Here is a 15720-nt window from a genome sequence, read left to right on the forward strand (position 1 = left end):
GGGTTGATTGGCGCCCTGCTGCATTTCGCTTTCGTGCAGGAGCTGATCCTTCTGGGCGAGAAATATGAAACCGGTGCGCTGGTGCATTTCGCGGGGTCTGGCGAAGTGTCGGAGACGGCGGGCCACAGCCACGATCATGGCGCGGAGGATGCGGCACATGATCATTCAGACGACGGGACAGATTCCGCCCTTTCGAGGAATGCGCTCACGGTCCTTTTCACAGGGCTGATCTATGCGGGCTATGGCCTGATACTGGTCGCAGGCTTTGCGCTGGCCGAGCATTTCGGTCGCAGGATCCGGGTTGAGGACGGTATCCTCTGGGGGATCGGCGGCTTTGTCGCCTTTCAATTTGCCCCGGCCATGGGCCTTGCACCGGAACTGCCGGGCACCCTTGCCGCCGATCTTGGCGCGCGGCAGATCTGGTGGTGGGGTACCGTCTTTGCGACGGGAACCGGCCTTGCCCTGCTGGCCTATGGCCGCAACCTGGTGGCCTGGGTGGTCGCGGGTGCACTTCTTGCCGCCCCCCATGTCATTGGCGCGCCAGAACTGGGTGAGTTCTTTGGTACGGCGCCGCCTGAGGTCGCTGCGACTTTCTCGGCCCGTGTGCTCGGCGTCGGTCTGGTGGTCTGGGCGGTTATGGGCTGGCTGGCCGGTCGGTTCTGGGCGCGGGGCGCGGACTGAGCCCTGCCGACAAACTCAATGCTGGTCCTGCGCGATGGACTCGCGCGGGGCCTTCTGCCATCTGAGGGATCATGATCGAGCTTCTTCTTATCGGCATCGGGACCGGCAACCCCGATCACCTGACGCTTCAGGCGGTCAAGGCGCTGAATTCGGCCGATCTTATTCTGATTCCGCGAAAGGGCAAGGCGAAGGAGGATCTGGCAAGCCTCAGGCGGTCGATCTGCGCCGATGTAGTAACGAACCCGGCGACACGGTTTGCCGAGTTCGACCTGCCAGTGCGTAACCCTGCGATTGCCGACTACAAGACCCGGGTGGATTCCTGGCACGACGCCATCGCGACTGTTTGGACCGATACGATCCGCGCTGAGATTGGCATGTCCGGACGTGTCGCACTTCTGGTCTGGGGGGACCCCTCGCTCTATGACAGCACGCTGCGTATCGCCGCGCGTGTCGACCGGGCCCTGCCGATGCAGATGACGGTGATCCCCGGCATCACCTCGCTTCAGGCCCTGACCGCCGCCCATGCGATTCCAATCAACGAAATCGGGGCACCCTTTACCGTCACAACCGGACGGAAATTGCGCGAGCAGGGTTGGCCCGCAGGTGCGAATACGCTTGCGATCATGCTGGATGGCGAATGCGCGTTCCAGTCAATCGACCCGAAAGGCGTGATGATCTGGTGGGGCGCTTATGTCGGCATGGAGGAAGAGATCACTCTGTCTGGGCCGCTGGAGGAGATGGCGGACAGGATCATTGTCACCCGGGGCGAGGCGCGGGCCAGTCATGGCTGGATCATGGATATCTACATCCTGCGCCGGGCCTGAGCAGCCACGATTTTTCTTCGAAAAATCGCCAAATTTTCGAAGAAAATTTGAATATCTCTATGCGCGGATCGTATCGCCCGGTTCGAGTACCGGTGTCAGCTCCACCCGTTCACCTCCGACCAAGCCACTCTCAGACCGTCCTGCAACAATAGCAGCGGCCCGACGTCCAATTTCGTGTCGACAGGCATCCATGGTCGCCAGTTTACGCGGCAAGCCATCCAGAAGATCAACGCCATTGAACCCCGCAAGGCCGATCTGTCCCGGAACGTCAATTCCCTGCGCCAGACACCACATTAATCCGCCCGCGCCGATCATGTCATTCGAGTAGTAGAGGAAGTCCAGATCGGGGCTGCGCGCCAGCATGGCCTCAGTCATCTCACGCCCCTTGAGGAGCGCCGAGCCGCCGGAATAGAACTCGGTATCGGCCAGCTCGATACCGGCCTCCGCCAGCCCGGCTTCAAACCCCTCCATCCGTTTCCGTGCCCGGTGGTCAAAGGGCATCTTCGTTCCGAGAAACCCGATCTTGCGATAACCAGCCTTGATAATCGCACGGGCCATCTCAAGCCCTGCGCGTTTGTGCGAAATGCCGACGACGGAATCCACCGGCGTCCCGTCGACATCCATGATCTCGACAATCGGAATGCCCGCGTTTTCCAGCATCGCCCGCGCCGCGTCGGTATGTTCAAGACCCGCGACAATCACGCCGGTCGGACGCCAGGAAAGCATCTCGTAGAGGACCGCCTCTTCGCGTTCGGCCGAATAGTTCGTCACACCGAAAACGGGCTGCAATCCGGTTTCTTCCAACTCGACAGAGATGCCGCTGAGGACATCCGGAAACACGAGATTGGACAGCGACGGCACGATTACCGCGACCAGATTGACACGCTGCGATGCCAGCGCGCCCGCAATCTTGTTCGGTACGTAGCCAAGGCGCTTGGCTGCCTCCAGCACCCGTTCCCGTGTGGCCGGGGATACATCCCCCCGGTTACGCAAAACGCGACTGACGGTCATTTCGGAAACGCCGGAGGCCTCGGAAACATCACGTAAAGTCAATGCTTTTCGTGTGTCAGACGGATTGCCGCTGCTCACAAGATCCCCCGGAATGATTTCTACCTATTGATTAGCCGTAATGAATCGGCTTGTCCAAGTAAACGCGCGCCGTAGCGATCACCAATCGGCGCAGAGGTGCAGGTGCCCGAACCCGGGTTGGTCTGCAGCCGTAAATTGACCCTCGTCGGCCAACAGCTTAGAACCATTGTAAATCCGCTGAAAGGGAATTCCATGGCCGAAGATGATGTCGCCGAACTGGGTGCTGACCGGACATTGCTTTTGGTCGACGATGATGGCCCTTTCGTTAACCGGCTCGCGCGGGCGATGGAGAAACGCGGCTTTGAAACGGAAACGGCTGAAAGTGTTGCCGAAGGCAAAGCCAGGGCGCAGGCGCGCCCGCCCGCTTTTGCCGTCGTGGACCTGCGTCTGGGGGATGGCAACGGTCTTGATGTCGTTGAAGTTCTCAAGGACCGGCGCCCCGACTGCAAAGTTGTTATTCTGACAGGGTATGGCGCTATTGCGACGGCCGTTGCTGCGGTAAAAATCGGCGCTGTGGATTATCTGTCAAAACCAGCCGATGCCGATGATGTAATGAACGCGCTTCTGGCACGGGGAGATCTTCTTCCGCCTCCGCCCGAAAACCCGATGTCAGCCGATCGTGTCAGGTGGGAACATATCCAACGTGTTTACGAGCAATGCGACCGCAATATATCCGAAACGGCGCGACGATTGAGTATGCATCGCCGTACCCTTCAGCGAATTCTTGCTAAAAGAAGCCCAAAATAGAGGCGTAAGCTAAAAAACGCGCAGCACCACTTGCCAATTCACTGCCTCGACCGATATTTGGCAGGTATAATACTCCAAATAAGGACCGAAGCTGTGAAAATCGACCTGAACGCGATGTCCATGAAGGAACTAAAAGAGCTGCAAAAACAGGTTGCACGTCATATTGAGGGCTTCGAGGAGCGGAAGAAGCGTGAAGCGCTTTCCGTCGTTGAAGAAAAAGCAAAGGCGCTTGGCTTCTCGCTCAATGATCTGGTTGGTGCGGCTGGCGCAAAGAAAAGAAAACCCGCCAAGCCGAAATACGCCAACCCCGCTGATAAATCGCAGACCTGGACCGGGCGCGGGCGCAAGCCGCGCTGGGTTGATGCCGCGCTAAAAGCCGGAAAGGCGCTTGAAGATCTCGCGATCTAAACGCTCTCTTTCAGCCAGCGGATGAATAACCGGGCCGGTTTTCGGATCGGCCCGGGCGGTGTCACGATGTAATAGCCGGGGTTTGCTTCGGCGGAATCGAATAACACCTGCAAAGCCCCCGATTTCAGATCTTCTTCAATCAATGCCGCACTGGTGATGTGCAGGCCATAGCCTTGGCGCGCGGCTGACAGGGCCAGTTCCTCACTGGCGAATTCGGCAATATTCAACGCCGCGGGGTCCAGCCCCAGACAGCACTCGATCCAGTTCCTTTGCTCGGGCCAGTTGGGTTCCAGCACCCACGGCAGTCGTGCCATGCCATCGGTGCTTATCGCCCCGTCTGCGATTTGCGGCGCGCCCACGACGACGTAGCGCGCAGATGTCAGATAGTCGGCGTCCACCCCGCGCCATTCACCCAATCCAAAACGGATGCCAAGGTCGATCCCGTCGCGCCTGAGGTCGAGCACCTTCGCATCGGGGCGGAGTGAAATCGGAACGTTTGGGTGTCGGTCCCAGAACTGCCCGAGCCGGGGCATCAGCCAGTTGGTCGCGAAGGTCGGCGTGATTGTCACGGCCACCGGACGGTCCTCACCTCCGGTCCTGAGCATTTCAAGCACTGTCTGTATCGTGCCGAACCCTTCGTTGAGCGCTTGCGCAAGCTGCAGGCCTTCGGTGGTGAAGGCCAGGCCCCGACCATCGCGATGGACCAGCGAAAGCCCCAGATGCGCTTCAAGGGCACGCACCTGCTGGGCGACGGCTGCATGGGTCACATTCAGCGCACGGCCCGCGGCGCTGAAGCCGCCAAGACGGACCGTGGCCTCAAACGCGCGGAGTGCCGGTAGCGGCGGATAGTGCAGCCAGTCGATTTCGGTCATATGTAATTTCTACTAACATATTGGAAATCCTTCTGACTCTCATACTAGCCATAACACGCATATCTTGGCGATATCAAAGTCAATCGGAGAAAACAAATGTTAGCCACCATTGCAGACATGATCAGCATCGCCACTTTCCAGAATCCGGTGAAACGCCAGACGCCGGTTACGCCCGACCGAAAGGAAAGTCTGCGCCGGATGCGTGCGGACCTGCCGGATCTCAACGCTCATCTGTTGCGCGATATCGGGCTTGACCCGGACGACCATGGTGAAGATCAGACCACACCGATCTGGCGCTGGTCACCCCGGTAGGTTTGCCGTCATGAGTTCGGTATGTCTTGCAACAAACGCCGCGCGCACGTCGGCAGGTGCGCGCGGCACGATTTTCAGTGCGGCAAAAGCGGCATCGCGTGGGGCGCCGAAGAATTTGTCAGCCTCGGCGCGGGTAAAGCCCGCGATCTGAACCGCCTCAAGCCAGGCCGAGATCCGATCCGCCAGCTTGACCTTCTTCTTTATCTCAACCGGCAATTCCGCAGGCAGTCCGAACCGGATGTGGATAGCGGCCGTCAGTCGCTGATCCAGCGCGCCATAGCCCGGGCCGACAGCGGCCTTCACCGGGCTGATCATGTCGCCGATCACATATTCCGGCGCATCGTGCAAAAGGGCGGCCAGACGCCAACGGGGGGCGAGCCCGGGATTGGCGCGGGTGAACAGATCCTCGACCAGCAGCGAATGCTCTGCGACCGAATAGGGCCAGTCTCCTACGGTTTGCCCGTTCCATCGCGCGACGAAGGCAAGGCCGTGGGCGATATCCTCAATCTCGATATCCATCGGCGTCGGGTCGAGAAGGTCCAGCCGTCGGCCGGAAAGCATGCGTTGCCAGGCACGGGGTTGTTTGGGGGGCATGATCGGATGTTCCGTTGTCTATTCCGTGGGCTCGCGAAGGATCGCGCAGACGTGTCACGGTGTTAATAGCATCACGGGCGGATTTGCCCATATCCGTAACAAGCAGCAACCGAAACCTTACGGGCGGTTCTGCCGAGCCCGGCGGCGAGCGGGTAACCTGGTAAGTCTTGCAGACATCGACAATCCACCCGCAATCCAGCAAAAAAATTCTGTATCGACCGGCTTGGCGCATGTGTGATTGCTGCTTTGGCACGGCAATGCTATCTGACCGGCAACACGAATTTTAAAGGAGTGCGGCGCATGCCGAAGGATTACATTGTCAAAGATATCAATCTTGCCGGATACGGGCGCAAGGAATTGGACATCGCCGAAACCGAAATGCCGGGCCTGATGGCGCTTCGGGAAGAATTTGGCGAGGCCAAGCCGCTGAAGGGCGCGCGGATCGCAGGCAGCCTGCACATGACCGTGCAGACCGCGGTTCTCATCGAAACGCTCACCGCTCTTGGCGCCGATGTGCGCTGGGCCTCCTGCAATATCTTCTCGACCCAGGATCACGCCGCCGCCGCAATTGCCGAAAGCGGTGTGCCGGTCTTTGCCATCAAGGGCGAAACGCTTGAGGATTACTGGTCTTACACTGACAAGATCTTTCAGTTCGAGGGCGGTCTTTGCAACATGATCCTCGACGATGGCGGCGATGCGACGCTGTACATCCTGATCGGGGCCCGGGTCGAAGCAGGCGAAACCGCGCTGATCGAAACCCCGACCAGCGACGAAGAGGTCTGCCTCTTCAACCAGATCAGGAAGCGGCTGGCCGAAACCCCCGGCTGGTTCACCAAGCAGCGCGAGGCGATCAAGGGCGTTTCCGAGGAAACCACCACCGGCGTTCACCGACTTTATGATCTGCACAAGAAAGGCCTGCTGCCCTTCCCCGCGATCAACGTGAACGATTCGGTCACCAAGTCGAAGTTCGACAACAAATACGGCTGCAAGGAATCGCTGGTGGACGGTATCCGTCGCGCCACCGATACGATGTTGGCCGGCAAGGTCGCAGTTGTCTGCGGTTACGGCGATGTCGGCAAGGGCTCGGCGGCCTCGCTTCAGGGCGCTGGTGCGCGGGTGAAAGTGACCGAAGTCGACCCGATCTGTGCGCTTCAGGCTGCGATGGACGGGTTTGAGGTTGTCGTTCTGGAGGATGTCATCGGCAGCGCCGATGTCTTCATTACCACCACCGGCAACAAGGACGTGATCCGGATCGAGCATATGCGCGCGATGAAGGACATGGCGATCGTCGGCAATATCGGCCATTTCGACAATGAAATTCAGGTGGCCAGCCTGAAGAACCACAAATGGACCAACATCAAGGACCAGGTGGACATGATCGAAATGCCCTCGGGCGCGCGGATCATCCTCTTGTCCGAAGGCCGCCTTCTGAACCTTGGCAACGGGACCGGTCACCCCAGCTTTGTGATGTCGGCGTCATTCACAAACCAGGTTCTGGCGCAGATCGAGCTTTGGACCAAGGGTGAGGAATACAAGCCCGGCGTCTATATCCTGCCCAAGCATCTCGACGAAAAAGTCGCCCGTCTGCATCTGGCGAAAATCGGCGTGAAACTGACAGAGCTGCGCCCAGATCAGGCCGATTATATCGGCGTGGCAGTGGCCGGACCCTATAAATCGGACCATTACCGCTACTGATCCCCGGTCCCGGTGGCGGATTGCCCGCCGCCGAATGGGAATAGTCGGCGATAATTCCCCGAGACATGTCGGCCCGTCGGGTTTTTCTTTACCTGGCGGGCCGATTTGTCGTTAACTTCGGCCCGGTGGGATTGCCCGGGGGGCTGCCTGCTTTTTTATGACCCAAATTGTATCTGTGGAGGGACTTGTGGGAAAAAGAGATGAACTGATTGCGAAATACGCAGACGATCTGAAAGGCAAATGCGGCATGACGCCGGATATGGCGCTCCTGACCAAGGTGACGATCGGCTGCGGTCCGTCGATCTACGATGCAGATGCGTCGACCGTCGCCGCCGGGCAGGAAAGCGAGCTTGAGACGGTGAAGAACAACTTCCTCATCAAAAAGCTCGGCCTTGCGGATGGCCCGCAACTCATGGCCGCGATCAATTCCGTGATCGACACCTATGGCCGGTCCGAGCGCAACAAGTACCGTGCAGTGGTCTATTACATGCTGGTCAAGCATTTCGGCAAGGAAGCAGTCTACAGTTAACATCCGCTTGACGCCTGTTAACGACGTGTTTTCATAACTCGCTGATTTTGAAGGGAATTGCAGACAAGCTTTGCTTGCGGGAATCGATCCGGGGGCGTAGCTTGATCTCAACAAGGCCAGTACGGCCGAGACCTTTTCAGTTTCACGCGTGGTGCGAAGGGAGCACGTGGGGTGGCAAAGGGTCCCGGTTGGGTGGCCGGGACCCTTTGTATTTTACGGTATCGTGAAACCGGGGGGGCGCAACCACGCCATCACGTATCCGCCGGTCAGGCAAGATGAGCCCGAAACGCGGATACGACTTCGCTATAAACCTCGCGCTTGAACGGTACGATCGCGTCAAGCATCTCATCGGCCCCGATCCAGCGCCATTCCGAGAATTCGGGATGTTCGGTCTCGATGTCGATCTGATCATCCTGTCCCGTGAAGCGGAACAGGAACCAGCGTTGTTTCTGTCCGCGATATTTGCCACCCCAGACCTTGCCGACCAGATCGGGTGGCAGGTCATAGGTCAGCCAGTCAGGCGACTTCGCGACGAATTCAACCAGGTCCGGCGTGACGCCGGTTTCTTCGCCAAGTTCCCGCAGCGCCGCCACACGTGGTTTTTCGCCTTTGTCGATACCGCCCTGCGGCATCTGCCAGGCAGCGACCTCGCTGTCGCGCCGCTGCCCGGCAAAGATCAGCCCTGCGTCATTGATCAGCATGACGCCGACGCAGGGCCGGTAGGGCAGGTCCGAGCCGTCCCCGTCAGTCATTCCGCCGCAGCGATGGCCGAAAGGCCCTTGAGGATGTCGATCGCATAGGCCAGCTGGTAGTCGTCCTCACGCAGCTTCGCCGCCTCTTCCGCTTTCTCCTGCTCCGCTTCGAGGACGCGCTTTTCGTCTTCGGTCATCGAGTCGTTGGAGATCGCCCCGCGCAGATCGGCCTCTGACCGCCCGCGCTTGGCAGCGGCGTCGTCCTCACCCTCTTCTTTGGGGGTCGGTCGCGGCTGTGCAACGACGATATCGGGCGAAATACCCAGAGCCTGGATCGAGCGGCCCGAGGGCGTGTAGTACCGCGCCGTGGTCAGCCGCATCGCCCCGCCTTCGCCGCGCAGCGGGATCACTGTCTGGACCGAGCCTTTGCCGAAGCTCTTGGTGCCGACGATGATCGCGCGCCGGTGGTCCTGCAGGGCGCCGGTGACAATCTCTGACGCCGAGGCAGAGCCGCCGTTGATCAGCACGACCATCGGCTTGCCTTCGGCCAGATCGCCCGGTTCGGCATTGAACCTTTCGCTATCCTGCGGGTTGCGGCCCCGGGTCGAGACGATCTCACCCTTGTCAAGGAAGGCGTCGGACACTTCGATTGCCTGGGTCAGAAGTCCGCCGGGGTTGTTGCGCAGATCAAGGACGAAGCCGTTGACCTTGTCCATGCCGCCCGCGTCTTCCACGGCCTTCTTCAGGCCGTCGGCCATATTGTCATAGGTCTGGTCGTTGAACGTGGTGACACGCAGAACGACGGTATCGCCTTCCATGCGCACGCGCGCAGCGGTCAGCTTGATCGTGTCGCGGATGATCGACAGGTCAAAGGGTTCTTCCGCGCCTTCACGGACAATAGTGATGATGATCTCGGACCCGACCGGCCCGCGCATCTTGTCGACCGCATCGTCAAGGGTCAGCCCCAGAACGCTTTCGCCGTCAACATGGGTGATGAAATCCCCCGCCTGAACGCCCGCGTCGAAAGCGGGTGTCCCGTCGATGGGCGAGACGACCTTGATGAAGCCTTCTTCCTGCGTGACTTCGATACCGAGGCCGCCGAACTCACCGCGCGTCTGTACGCGCATGTCGTCGAAGGCATCGGGCGCAAGATAGCTTGAATGCGGATCAAGCGAGGTAAGCATGCCGTTGATCGCAGCTTCGATCAGCTTGCCCTCATCGACCTCTTCCACATACTGGCCACGGATGCGTTCAAAGATGTCGCCGAAAAGGTCGAGCTGTTCGTAGACCGTCGCCTTGTCGGCCTCTTGCGCGACCAGCGGTCCGGCCACCTGCGTCGTCAGCACGATGCTGGCGAGCGTGCCGCCCAGAGCGGCCATCACGTATTTCCTCATCGGTCAGTCATCCCTTGTCTCGGTGAACCACGGGGCCGGGTCCACGGGCGCTTCGCCCTGTCTCAACTCTATATAAAGCGTTTCCGCGCGTCCTGCGCCACCGCCTTCTTCGGTTTGGCCGGTATTTGCCGTTCCCATGCCCATATCACCGCCCATCAGGCCGATTGGCGCCCCGGCGTCCAGCACATCGCCGGTTTCGCCGTAGACCGTCGCCAGCCCAGCAAAGACCAGAAGATACCCGGAAGCAGGTTCGGCGATCATCACATTTCCGTAGTCCAGAAGTGGCCCCCGGTAGCGGATCGTGGCGGGCCAGGGCAGGGTGACCAGCGCAGCGGGTTCTGTCGCGAAAAGAAGGCCGGGGCGGACAATGCCCGCCGCATCGGCCTGACCCGCGCGGCGCAGCAATCTGCCCTGAACGGGCAGCGGCAATGTGCCCTTCGCGCCCTCGAAATCCTCCATCGGCGCGCCGATATCGGTTTCCATATCCGCCAGCCCCTTGGCGAAGGCATCGAGACTGTCGGCGCTGGCGAGCAAAGCTGTCAGTTCCTCGGGGTCTTCAAGGAAGCGCCGCGGCAGGTCGGTCCGATCCTGAATGGCTTTTGACAAAGCGGTGCGCGCGTCCTGCGCGGCGGTCAGCCCTTTTTGCAGCATCGCGGTCGTTTCGCCCTGCAGGGCGCGCAACCGCCGGATTTCGTCGATCTGTTCCTGCAAGGCGGTGGCCTCGGCCTCCAGCGCTGGTGTGGTTGCCGCAAGGATCATTCCCGCGCGCGCCGTTTCAAGCGGTCCGTCGGGGTGCAGGAGGATCACCGGTTCCCCGATACGCTGCAGTACCGCCATCGCGCCCAGCACCTGCCCGATACGATCACGCTGTCCATCCAGTTCGGCGATGATTTCGGCTTCGCGGGCAAGTGCGCGCCGCAAAGCGTCGCGCAAACCGGCAAGACCTGCCTCATAGGCGCGGACCGTATGGGTCAGCGCCGCCACCCGGTCACGCGATCCCTCTGCCTGCTCCAGAGAATCAATAGCCTCGCGCAGGGCGTCTGCGGCGCTTTCGGCCGCGGGGCTTGCCGGGTCCTGCGCCCCGGCAGCCGGGGCAAAGCCGAGCAGGAGCAGGAAAAGGAAGGCGGCCGCTTTCATTCCCGCTCGATCAGCGAACGCCCGGTCATTTCTTCGGGCGGGGTCAGACCCAAAAGATCCAGCAATGTCGGGGCAAGATCGGCAAGACGACCAGAACGAAGCTCCGTCCCTTCCGGCCCTCCAACCAGGATCACGGGCACGGGATTGGTCGTATGGGCGGTGTGCGGCCCGCCGGTTTCGGGATCGATCATCATCTCGCAATTGCCGTGATCAGCGGTGACGATCATCGCGCCCCCGGCCTGTTCAAGCGCCGCGACGGCACGGCCAAGCCCCCGGTCGACCTCTTCGACCGCCCTTATGGCGGCGGATAGATTGCCTGTATGGCCCACCATGTCAGGATTGGCGTAGTTCACCACGATCAGGTCATAGCCCTTGCCGATGGCCTCGACGAATGTGTCGCTGACTTCCCCAGCGGACATTTCAGGTTGCAGATCATAGGTCGCGACTTTGGGTGAGGGTGCCATGTAGCGGTCCTCGCCCTTCTCGGGTTCCTCACTGCCGCCGTTCAGGAAGAAGGTGACATGGGGGTACTTTTCGGTTTCGGCCAGGCGGAACTGTTTCAGTCCATGTGCCGCGACCCATGCGCCGAGCGTGTTGATCACGGGGCGTTTCGGGTAGGCTGCGGCCATGAAGGCGTCGTGGATTTTCGAATAATCGACCATGCCGAGTAGGGCCGCCCAATGCGGGCGATGGCCCCGGTCGAAGCTGGTGAAATCATCCTCGCCGACCGCCAGCAGGATTTCCCGCGCCCGATCGGCGCGGAAATTGAGACAGAAAAAGCCGTCGCCATCCTTGGCACCTTCATAGTCGCCGATCACCGTGGGCAGTATGAATTCGTCGGTTTCGCCACGACTGTAGGCGGCTGCGACCGCGTCGGTCGCCGATGCAGCCGGCAGCCCCTTGGCCCCGACCATCGCGGCATAGGCGCGCTCCACCCGATCCCAGCGATTGTCACGGTCCATCGCGAAATAACGCCCTGTCAGCGTCGCAACCCGGGCACCGTCAGGCAGACGCGCTTGCAGATCGGCGGCAAAGCTGTCCGCCGATTTCGGCGCAACGTCGCGACCATCGGTGACGGCGTGGAGCGCAACCGGCACACCTGCGCCCGCGATCATCTCGCAGGCAGCAATGACATGGTCGATATGGCCGTGCACGCCGCCGTCCGAGATTACGCCCATCAGATGCGCAGTGCCGCCATCGGCCTTGAGTGTCTGGATGAACGCGGAAATCGCGGCATTCGAGAAAAACGACCGGTCCTCAATCGCAAGGTCGATCTGGCCAAGATCCATCGCCACGACCCTGCCCGCACCGATATTAGTATGGCCGACCTCGGAATTGCCCATCTGGCCCGAGGGCAGGCCGACATCCGGCCCATGCGTCACGAGGCTGGCATTCGGGCAGGTCGCCATGATGCGGTCGAAGGCTGGTTTGCGGGCCTGGGCTACCGCATTGCCAGCGGTCTCGGCGCGCAGGCCCCACCCGTCAAGGATACAAAGGACAACGGGTTTCGGAGCGGTCATTTTCTTATCCCGGCGGGTTCTGACGACCTTCATCTAAACCGGCCTGCCGGGCGGAGCAACCAGCCACGATTTTTCGCAGAAAAATCATCGAATTTTCGGCGAAAATTCGTGTCTCAAACCCGATGATAGGGCGCGCCCGCAAGGATGGATGCCGCCCGGTAGAGCTGTTCGGACAGCATCACCCGCACCAGCATATGCGGCCAGACCATTGCGCCGAAGGATATTGACTGGTCAGCCGCGTCCCGCAGGTCCGGTGCGATCCCGTCTGCGCCTCCAATCACGAAGGCCACATCCTGCCGCCCGGCATCGCGCCAGCGGGCAAGCATCCCGGCGAAATCGGGCGAGGACATTGTGCGTCCGCGTTCATCCATCACCGCGAGGAGCGCTCCTGCAGGGATCGCGCGCTCAAGCAAGACCGCTTCGGCAGCCATGCCGCCGCCCTTCTTGTCCTCGACCTCGTGAACGGAAACCGGGCCGAGGCCCAAGGCCCGGCCCGTCCGGTCAAACCGCATCAGGTAATCGTCGATCAGCGCGCGTTCAGGCCCGGCACGGAGCCGCCCCACGGCGCAGATATGGACCCGCATCAGATCTTGCGGGTTTCGGCCCCGCTGGCGGGCATCCACATCTTTTCGAGCTGGTAGAATTCACGCACTTCGGGACGGAAGACATGAACCACCACATCGGAGGCATCGATCAGCACCCAGTCGCCCTGTTCCTTGCCCTCGATCTTGCAAGCCCGGCCATACTCCTGCTTCAGCCGGTCGACCAGCTTTTCAGCGATTGCACCAACCTGGCGCGAGGAACGGCCCGAACAGATGACCATATGATCGGCAACGGAAGAGCGGCCGCGTAGGTCAATGACCACCACGTCCTCGGCCTTGTCGTCGTCGAGAGAGGTAAGGATCCGCGCGAGTAATTCGTCGCTCTGGACCTCGGCAGGCTTCGCCGTCATCGGCACCGGCCCTGCGGCATCGGAACGCGCCGCCTTTGCAGTCTGAAACAGGACATTGTCCTCCTGGGTTGCGCGCCGTTCCCTCGCCCCGACGCCGGGCATGCGGCTAAAGTAACATCGCGTTTGTAAAATCTCAATGAGGCGCGTTTCCTGCGCTCATCTTCGGCAAACAGGTCGGGTGAAGACCGCCCTATACGCTATGGTCAGGGAAATACTCTGACCTCATCCGCGCCAGATAGGCGGTCAGGTTGGGGCGTGCCCGTACCATTTCGCCATAGGGCGTGTCAAAGAACGGGCTTTCGAGACTGGCAAGAAAACCATAAACCGTAGCATCCGCGCCTGCAGGGCGCGGGCCGAGCAGATAGGCGTTGTCCCCCATGATGTCGGCGACAGCATTCACCCCGAGGCCGACGAGATGCCGCTTTTCTTCGGGTTCCAGCCGTCCAGTCCCTTGCCCGTAAAGCGCCGCGCGCAGTCGTGAAAGTATCCGCGCCTTGACCATGGGGCGAATGAGTGCGGGCACCTGCTTGAAGAAATGCACCGGACCCCTGGCGAAATTCTCGGGCCGCAGCCAGCGATTGTCGACATTGATCCAATAAAGGTGGTCCTCGCACAAGCGTTCGACAGCAAGGCCGATACCCTGCGGTTCTCTGTCGTAGCCGCCCGAAAAATCGGCGCCATGCACGGTTTCAAGGTGGTGGCGGATCATCCGGCTGTCGGTGACGATCTTTCCGCCGTCGTCGATCCAGGGCAGCTTGCCGCGCGGCGCCTTGCGGATATCGGCGCGGGCAGATCGGTACTCCACCCCGGACATTTTCAAGAGCACTTCGGTCTTGATCGCGAAGGGACTGGCATGGGGCAGACCAAAAGCCGGACCGGTTCCGTAAAAAGTAATCATTCCGCCTGTGCCTCCGCGTCCTTGACGGGCGACGGCATCGTGCCGCCCAGAACCTTGACCTCGCGCTGCGGGAAGGGGATGGAGATGCCGTGTTCGTGGAACGCATCCCAGAGTGCGAGATAGACATTACCGCGGATATTGGTTAGCCCGCCCGTTGGATCGGTGATCCAGAAGCGCAGGATATAATCGACCGAACTGTCGCCAAAGCCGGTGATGTGACAGACCGGCGGCTTGAAGCTGAGCACACGGTCCACACTTTGCGCCGCCTCGATTGCGATCTTGCGGACCTTGTGGGGGTCGTCGCCGTAAGCGGTGCCGAAGAAGATATCGAGCCGCACGAACTGGTTGGAATGCGACCAGTTCACCACCTGCCCGGTGATCAGGTCCTCATTCGGGATAAGGTATTCCTTGCCGTCCCGCGTGACGACGCTGACATAACGCGCGCCCAAAGCCTCGATCCAGCCGAAGGTGTCACCGAGTGAGATCACATCGCCCGGCTTTACCGATTTGTCGAGCAGGATGATCACGCCCGAGACGAGGTTGGAGACGACCTTTTGCAGGCCAAAGCCAAGGCCGACACCGATGGCACCGGAAAGAACAGCAAGGCCGGTTAGGTCAAATCCGACCGCCTTCAAGCCGATGAAGAAGGCTGACGAATAAAGTGCCACCTGCAGGAACTTGACCGTCAGGACCCGCATCGACGGGCTGATGTCCTCATTCTTGCTGATCCGCTTGGCCGCTGTACCGGCGATCAGCCGCGCGCCGAAGAACAACATTCCGGTGACAAGCACCGCCTTCAGGATCGCGAGCAGGGTCAGGCGGAAATCGCCGAATTCGATGGCCACCCCGTCAAGGAACCGCGTCGCCTCGTCCAGCAGGCCGACATAGTAGAGCGTGGCATAGACCGTCAGCCCCCAGATCACGATCCGCCGCAGGAACCGGTTCTTGATCAGTTGCGCGGCGATGCGGATGAAGAACCACGCGGTGGCTATCGTGGCCGCCAGCGCTACCAGATAGCGGCGCGATGGGAACGTATAGACATAGGCAAAACCGCTGGAGGCCAACCAGGCAAGCACTGCGAAAAAGGCAAGCTGCATCCGGTTGCGTAGCGCGATCAGCCAGCGCAGTTGCCATTTCGGCCGCCCTTCCAGATCGCGGATCCAGTCACCGAATTTCGGTCCGAAGCGACGGGCCAGAAGCCATGCCAGAACGAAACAGACCAGAATGGCGGCCAGCTGGCCAAGCTGGTTCGGCAGCGACAAAAGCCGGAGGTTCAGCTTGATCGCGGTCCAAAGCTCATTCAGCCCGGTGACGATGGTGTCGATTTCGCCGTCCATATGCCCCCGCCATTTTTTACTTTGTGACAGCAACAAAGG

At 60.6% G+C, this 15720-nt stretch carries 18 protein-coding genes; 7 read left to right on the plus strand and 11 right to left on the minus strand.

The features are described from left to right. Positions 1-681, plus strand: a 681-nt coding sequence (locus tag WBB85_RS07465; protein WP_432637995.1) for a CbtA family protein, incomplete at its 5' end; no start/stop codon positions are given. 71 nt (positions 682-752) lie between these two features. Continuing rightward, positions 753-1505: a precorrin-6A synthase (deacetylating) gene (gene cobF / locus WBB85_RS07470; RefSeq protein WP_432637996.1), complete on the plus strand. Its 753-nt coding sequence runs from the start codon at positions 753-755 to the stop codon at positions 1503-1505. A 57-nt stretch (positions 1506-1562) separates the two neighbouring features. Here cobF and WBB85_RS07475 read toward each other — a convergent pair whose 3' ends face one another. After that, positions 1563-2594 (minus strand): LacI family DNA-binding transcriptional regulator, encoded by a 1032-nt coding sequence (locus WBB85_RS07475; RefSeq protein ID WP_432637997.1) that lies wholly within the window; start codon positions 2592-2594, stop codon positions 1563-1565. A gap of 192 nt (positions 2595-2786) precedes the next feature. Here WBB85_RS07475 and WBB85_RS07480 point away from each other — a divergent pair, with 192 nt between their 5' ends. Together WBB85_RS07480 and WBB85_RS07485 are read left to right on the plus strand one after the other, a co-directional pair. After that, positions 2787-3341, plus strand: coding sequence for an ActR/PrrA/RegA family redox response regulator transcription factor (locus WBB85_RS07480; protein ID WP_432637998.1), 555 nt, complete (start codon positions 2787-2789; stop codon positions 3339-3341). A 93-nt stretch (positions 3342-3434) separates the two neighbouring features. Further along, complete coding sequence (locus WBB85_RS07485) at positions 3435-3749, plus strand: H-NS family nucleoid-associated regulatory protein (protein WP_432637999.1); 315 nt, start codon at positions 3435-3437, stop codon at positions 3747-3749. On the opposite strand, the gene WBB85_RS07490 is transcribed toward WBB85_RS07485, so the two are convergent. Continuing rightward, entirely contained in the window at positions 3746-4621 is an 876-nt protein-coding gene (locus WBB85_RS07490; protein WP_432638000.1) for a LysR family transcriptional regulator, read from the minus strand. The genes WBB85_RS07485 and WBB85_RS07490 overlap by 4 nt on opposite strands. A 96-nt stretch (positions 4622-4717) precedes the next feature. Here WBB85_RS07490 and WBB85_RS07495 point away from each other — a divergent pair, with 96 nt between their 5' ends. Beyond that, a complete protein-coding gene (locus WBB85_RS07495; protein WP_432638001.1) occupies positions 4718-4933 on the plus strand; it encodes a DUF1127 domain-containing protein in 216 nt (71 codons plus the stop codon). Here the strand turns inward: WBB85_RS07495 and WBB85_RS07500 are convergent. Continuing rightward, positions 4922-5527 (minus strand): hypothetical protein, encoded by a 606-nt coding sequence (locus WBB85_RS07500; RefSeq protein ID WP_432638002.1) that lies wholly within the window; start codon positions 5525-5527, stop codon positions 4922-4924. The two genes, WBB85_RS07495 and WBB85_RS07500, sit on opposite strands and share 12 nt — an antisense overlap. Positions 5528-5827: 300 nt before the next feature. Here WBB85_RS07500 and ahcY point away from each other — a divergent pair, with 300 nt between their 5' ends. Next, positions 5828-7222: an adenosylhomocysteinase gene (gene ahcY, locus WBB85_RS07505; protein ID WP_432638003.1), complete on the plus strand. Its 1395-nt coding sequence runs from the start codon at positions 5828-5830 to the stop codon at positions 7220-7222. 187 nt (positions 7223-7409) lie between these two features. Beyond that, on the plus strand, positions 7410-7751 hold the full coding sequence (locus WBB85_RS07510; RefSeq protein WP_432638004.1) for a DUF2853 family protein: 342 nt from the start codon (positions 7410-7412) through the stop codon (positions 7749-7751). Between the two features lie 266 nt (positions 7752-8017). On the opposite strand, the gene WBB85_RS07515 is transcribed toward WBB85_RS07510, so the two are convergent. The 8 genes from WBB85_RS07515 to WBB85_RS07550 all read right to left on the minus strand — a co-directional run bounded on the left by WBB85_RS07515 (position 8018) and on the right by WBB85_RS07550 (position 15681). Beyond that, positions 8018-8503 carry an RNA pyrophosphohydrolase gene (locus tag WBB85_RS07515; protein WP_432638005.1) on the minus strand — a complete coding sequence of 162 codons (486 nt, stop codon included), beginning with the start codon at positions 8501-8503 and terminating at the stop codon, positions 8018-8020. Further along, positions 8500-9822, minus strand: a complete 1323-nt coding sequence (locus tag WBB85_RS07520) for a S41 family peptidase (protein ID WP_432638006.1) — start codon at positions 9820-9822, stop codon at positions 8500-8502. The genes WBB85_RS07515 and WBB85_RS07520 overlap by 4 nt, the downstream gene beginning before the upstream one ends. Before the next feature lie 18 nt (positions 9823-9840). Next, a complete protein-coding gene (locus WBB85_RS07525; protein WP_432638007.1) occupies positions 9841-10974 on the minus strand; it encodes a murein hydrolase activator EnvC family protein in 1134 nt (377 codons plus the stop codon). Next, positions 10971-12494, minus strand: coding sequence for a 2,3-bisphosphoglycerate-independent phosphoglycerate mutase (gpmI, locus tag WBB85_RS07530; protein WP_432638008.1), 1524 nt, complete (start codon positions 12492-12494; stop codon positions 10971-10973). Before gpmI ends, WBB85_RS07525 begins: the two co-directional genes overlap by 4 nt. 113 nt (positions 12495-12607) lie before the next feature. Continuing rightward, complete coding sequence (gene rlmH / locus WBB85_RS07535; RefSeq protein WP_432638009.1) at positions 12608-13078, minus strand: 23S rRNA (pseudouridine(1915)-N(3))-methyltransferase RlmH; 471 nt, start codon at positions 13076-13078, stop codon at positions 12608-12610. Beyond that, positions 13078-13446, minus strand: a complete 369-nt coding sequence (gene rsfS, locus WBB85_RS07540) for a ribosome silencing factor (protein WP_432638010.1) — start codon at positions 13444-13446, stop codon at positions 13078-13080. The genes rlmH and rsfS overlap by 1 nt, the downstream gene beginning before the upstream one ends. 190 nt (positions 13447-13636) lie before the next feature. Continuing rightward, positions 13637-14344 (minus strand): glutathione S-transferase family protein, encoded by a 708-nt coding sequence (locus tag WBB85_RS07545; RefSeq protein WP_432638011.1) that lies wholly within the window; start codon positions 14342-14344, stop codon positions 13637-13639. Then, on the minus strand, positions 14341-15681 hold the full coding sequence (locus tag WBB85_RS07550; protein WP_432638012.1) for a mechanosensitive ion channel family protein: 1341 nt from the start codon (positions 15679-15681) through the stop codon (positions 14341-14343). The genes WBB85_RS07545 and WBB85_RS07550 overlap by 4 nt, the downstream gene beginning before the upstream one ends. Positions 15682-15720: the final 39 nt, after the last annotated feature.

Origin of the sequence: Albidovulum sp. (genome assembly GCF_049646345.1) — a bacterium.
GTDB lineage: Bacteria > Pseudomonadota > Alphaproteobacteria > Rhodobacterales > Rhodobacteraceae > Albidovulum.

Coding starts and splice junctions, on each gene's coding strand:
- cobF (WP_432637996.1), top strand. CDS start 753: ATGATCGAGCTTCTTCTTATCGGCATCGGGACCGGCAACCCCGATCAC.
- WBB85_RS07480 (WP_432637998.1), top strand. CDS start 2,787: ATGGCCGAAGATGATGTCGCCGAACTGGGTGCTGACCGGACATTGCTT.
- WBB85_RS07490 (WP_432638000.1), bottom strand. CDS start 4,621: ATGACCGAAATCGACTGGCTGCACTATCCGCCGCTACCGGCACTCCGC.
- WBB85_RS07495 (WP_432638001.1), top strand. CDS start 4,718: ATGTTAGCCACCATTGCAGACATGATCAGCATCGCCACTTTCCAGAAT.
- WBB85_RS07500 (WP_432638002.1), bottom strand. CDS start 5,527: ATGCCCCCCAAACAACCCCGTGCCTGGCAACGCATGCTTTCCGGCCGA.
- ahcY (WP_432638003.1), top strand. CDS start 5,828: ATGCCGAAGGATTACATTGTCAAAGATATCAATCTTGCCGGATACGGG.
- WBB85_RS07515 (WP_432638005.1), bottom strand. CDS start 8,503: ATGACTGACGGGGACGGCTCGGACCTGCCCTACCGGCCCTGCGTCGGC.
- WBB85_RS07520 (WP_432638006.1), bottom strand. CDS start 9,822: ATGGCCGCTCTGGGCGGCACGCTCGCCAGCATCGTGCTGACGACGCAG.
- WBB85_RS07525 (WP_432638007.1), bottom strand. CDS start 10,974: ATGAAAGCGGCCGCCTTCCTTTTCCTGCTCCTGCTCGGCTTTGCCCCG.
- gpmI (WP_432638008.1), bottom strand. CDS start 12,494: ATGACCGCTCCGAAACCCGTTGTCCTTTGTATCCTTGACGGGTGGGGC.
- rlmH (WP_432638009.1), bottom strand. CDS start 13,078: ATGCGGGTCCATATCTGCGCCGTGGGGCGGCTCCGTGCCGGGCCTGAA.
- rsfS (WP_432638010.1), bottom strand. CDS start 13,446: ATGACGGCGAAGCCTGCCGAGGTCCAGAGCGACGAATTACTCGCGCGG.
- WBB85_RS07545 (WP_432638011.1), bottom strand. CDS start 14,344: ATGATTACTTTTTACGGAACCGGTCCGGCTTTTGGTCTGCCCCATGCC.
- WBB85_RS07550 (WP_432638012.1), bottom strand. CDS start 15,681: ATGGACGGCGAAATCGACACCATCGTCACCGGGCTGAATGAGCTTTGG.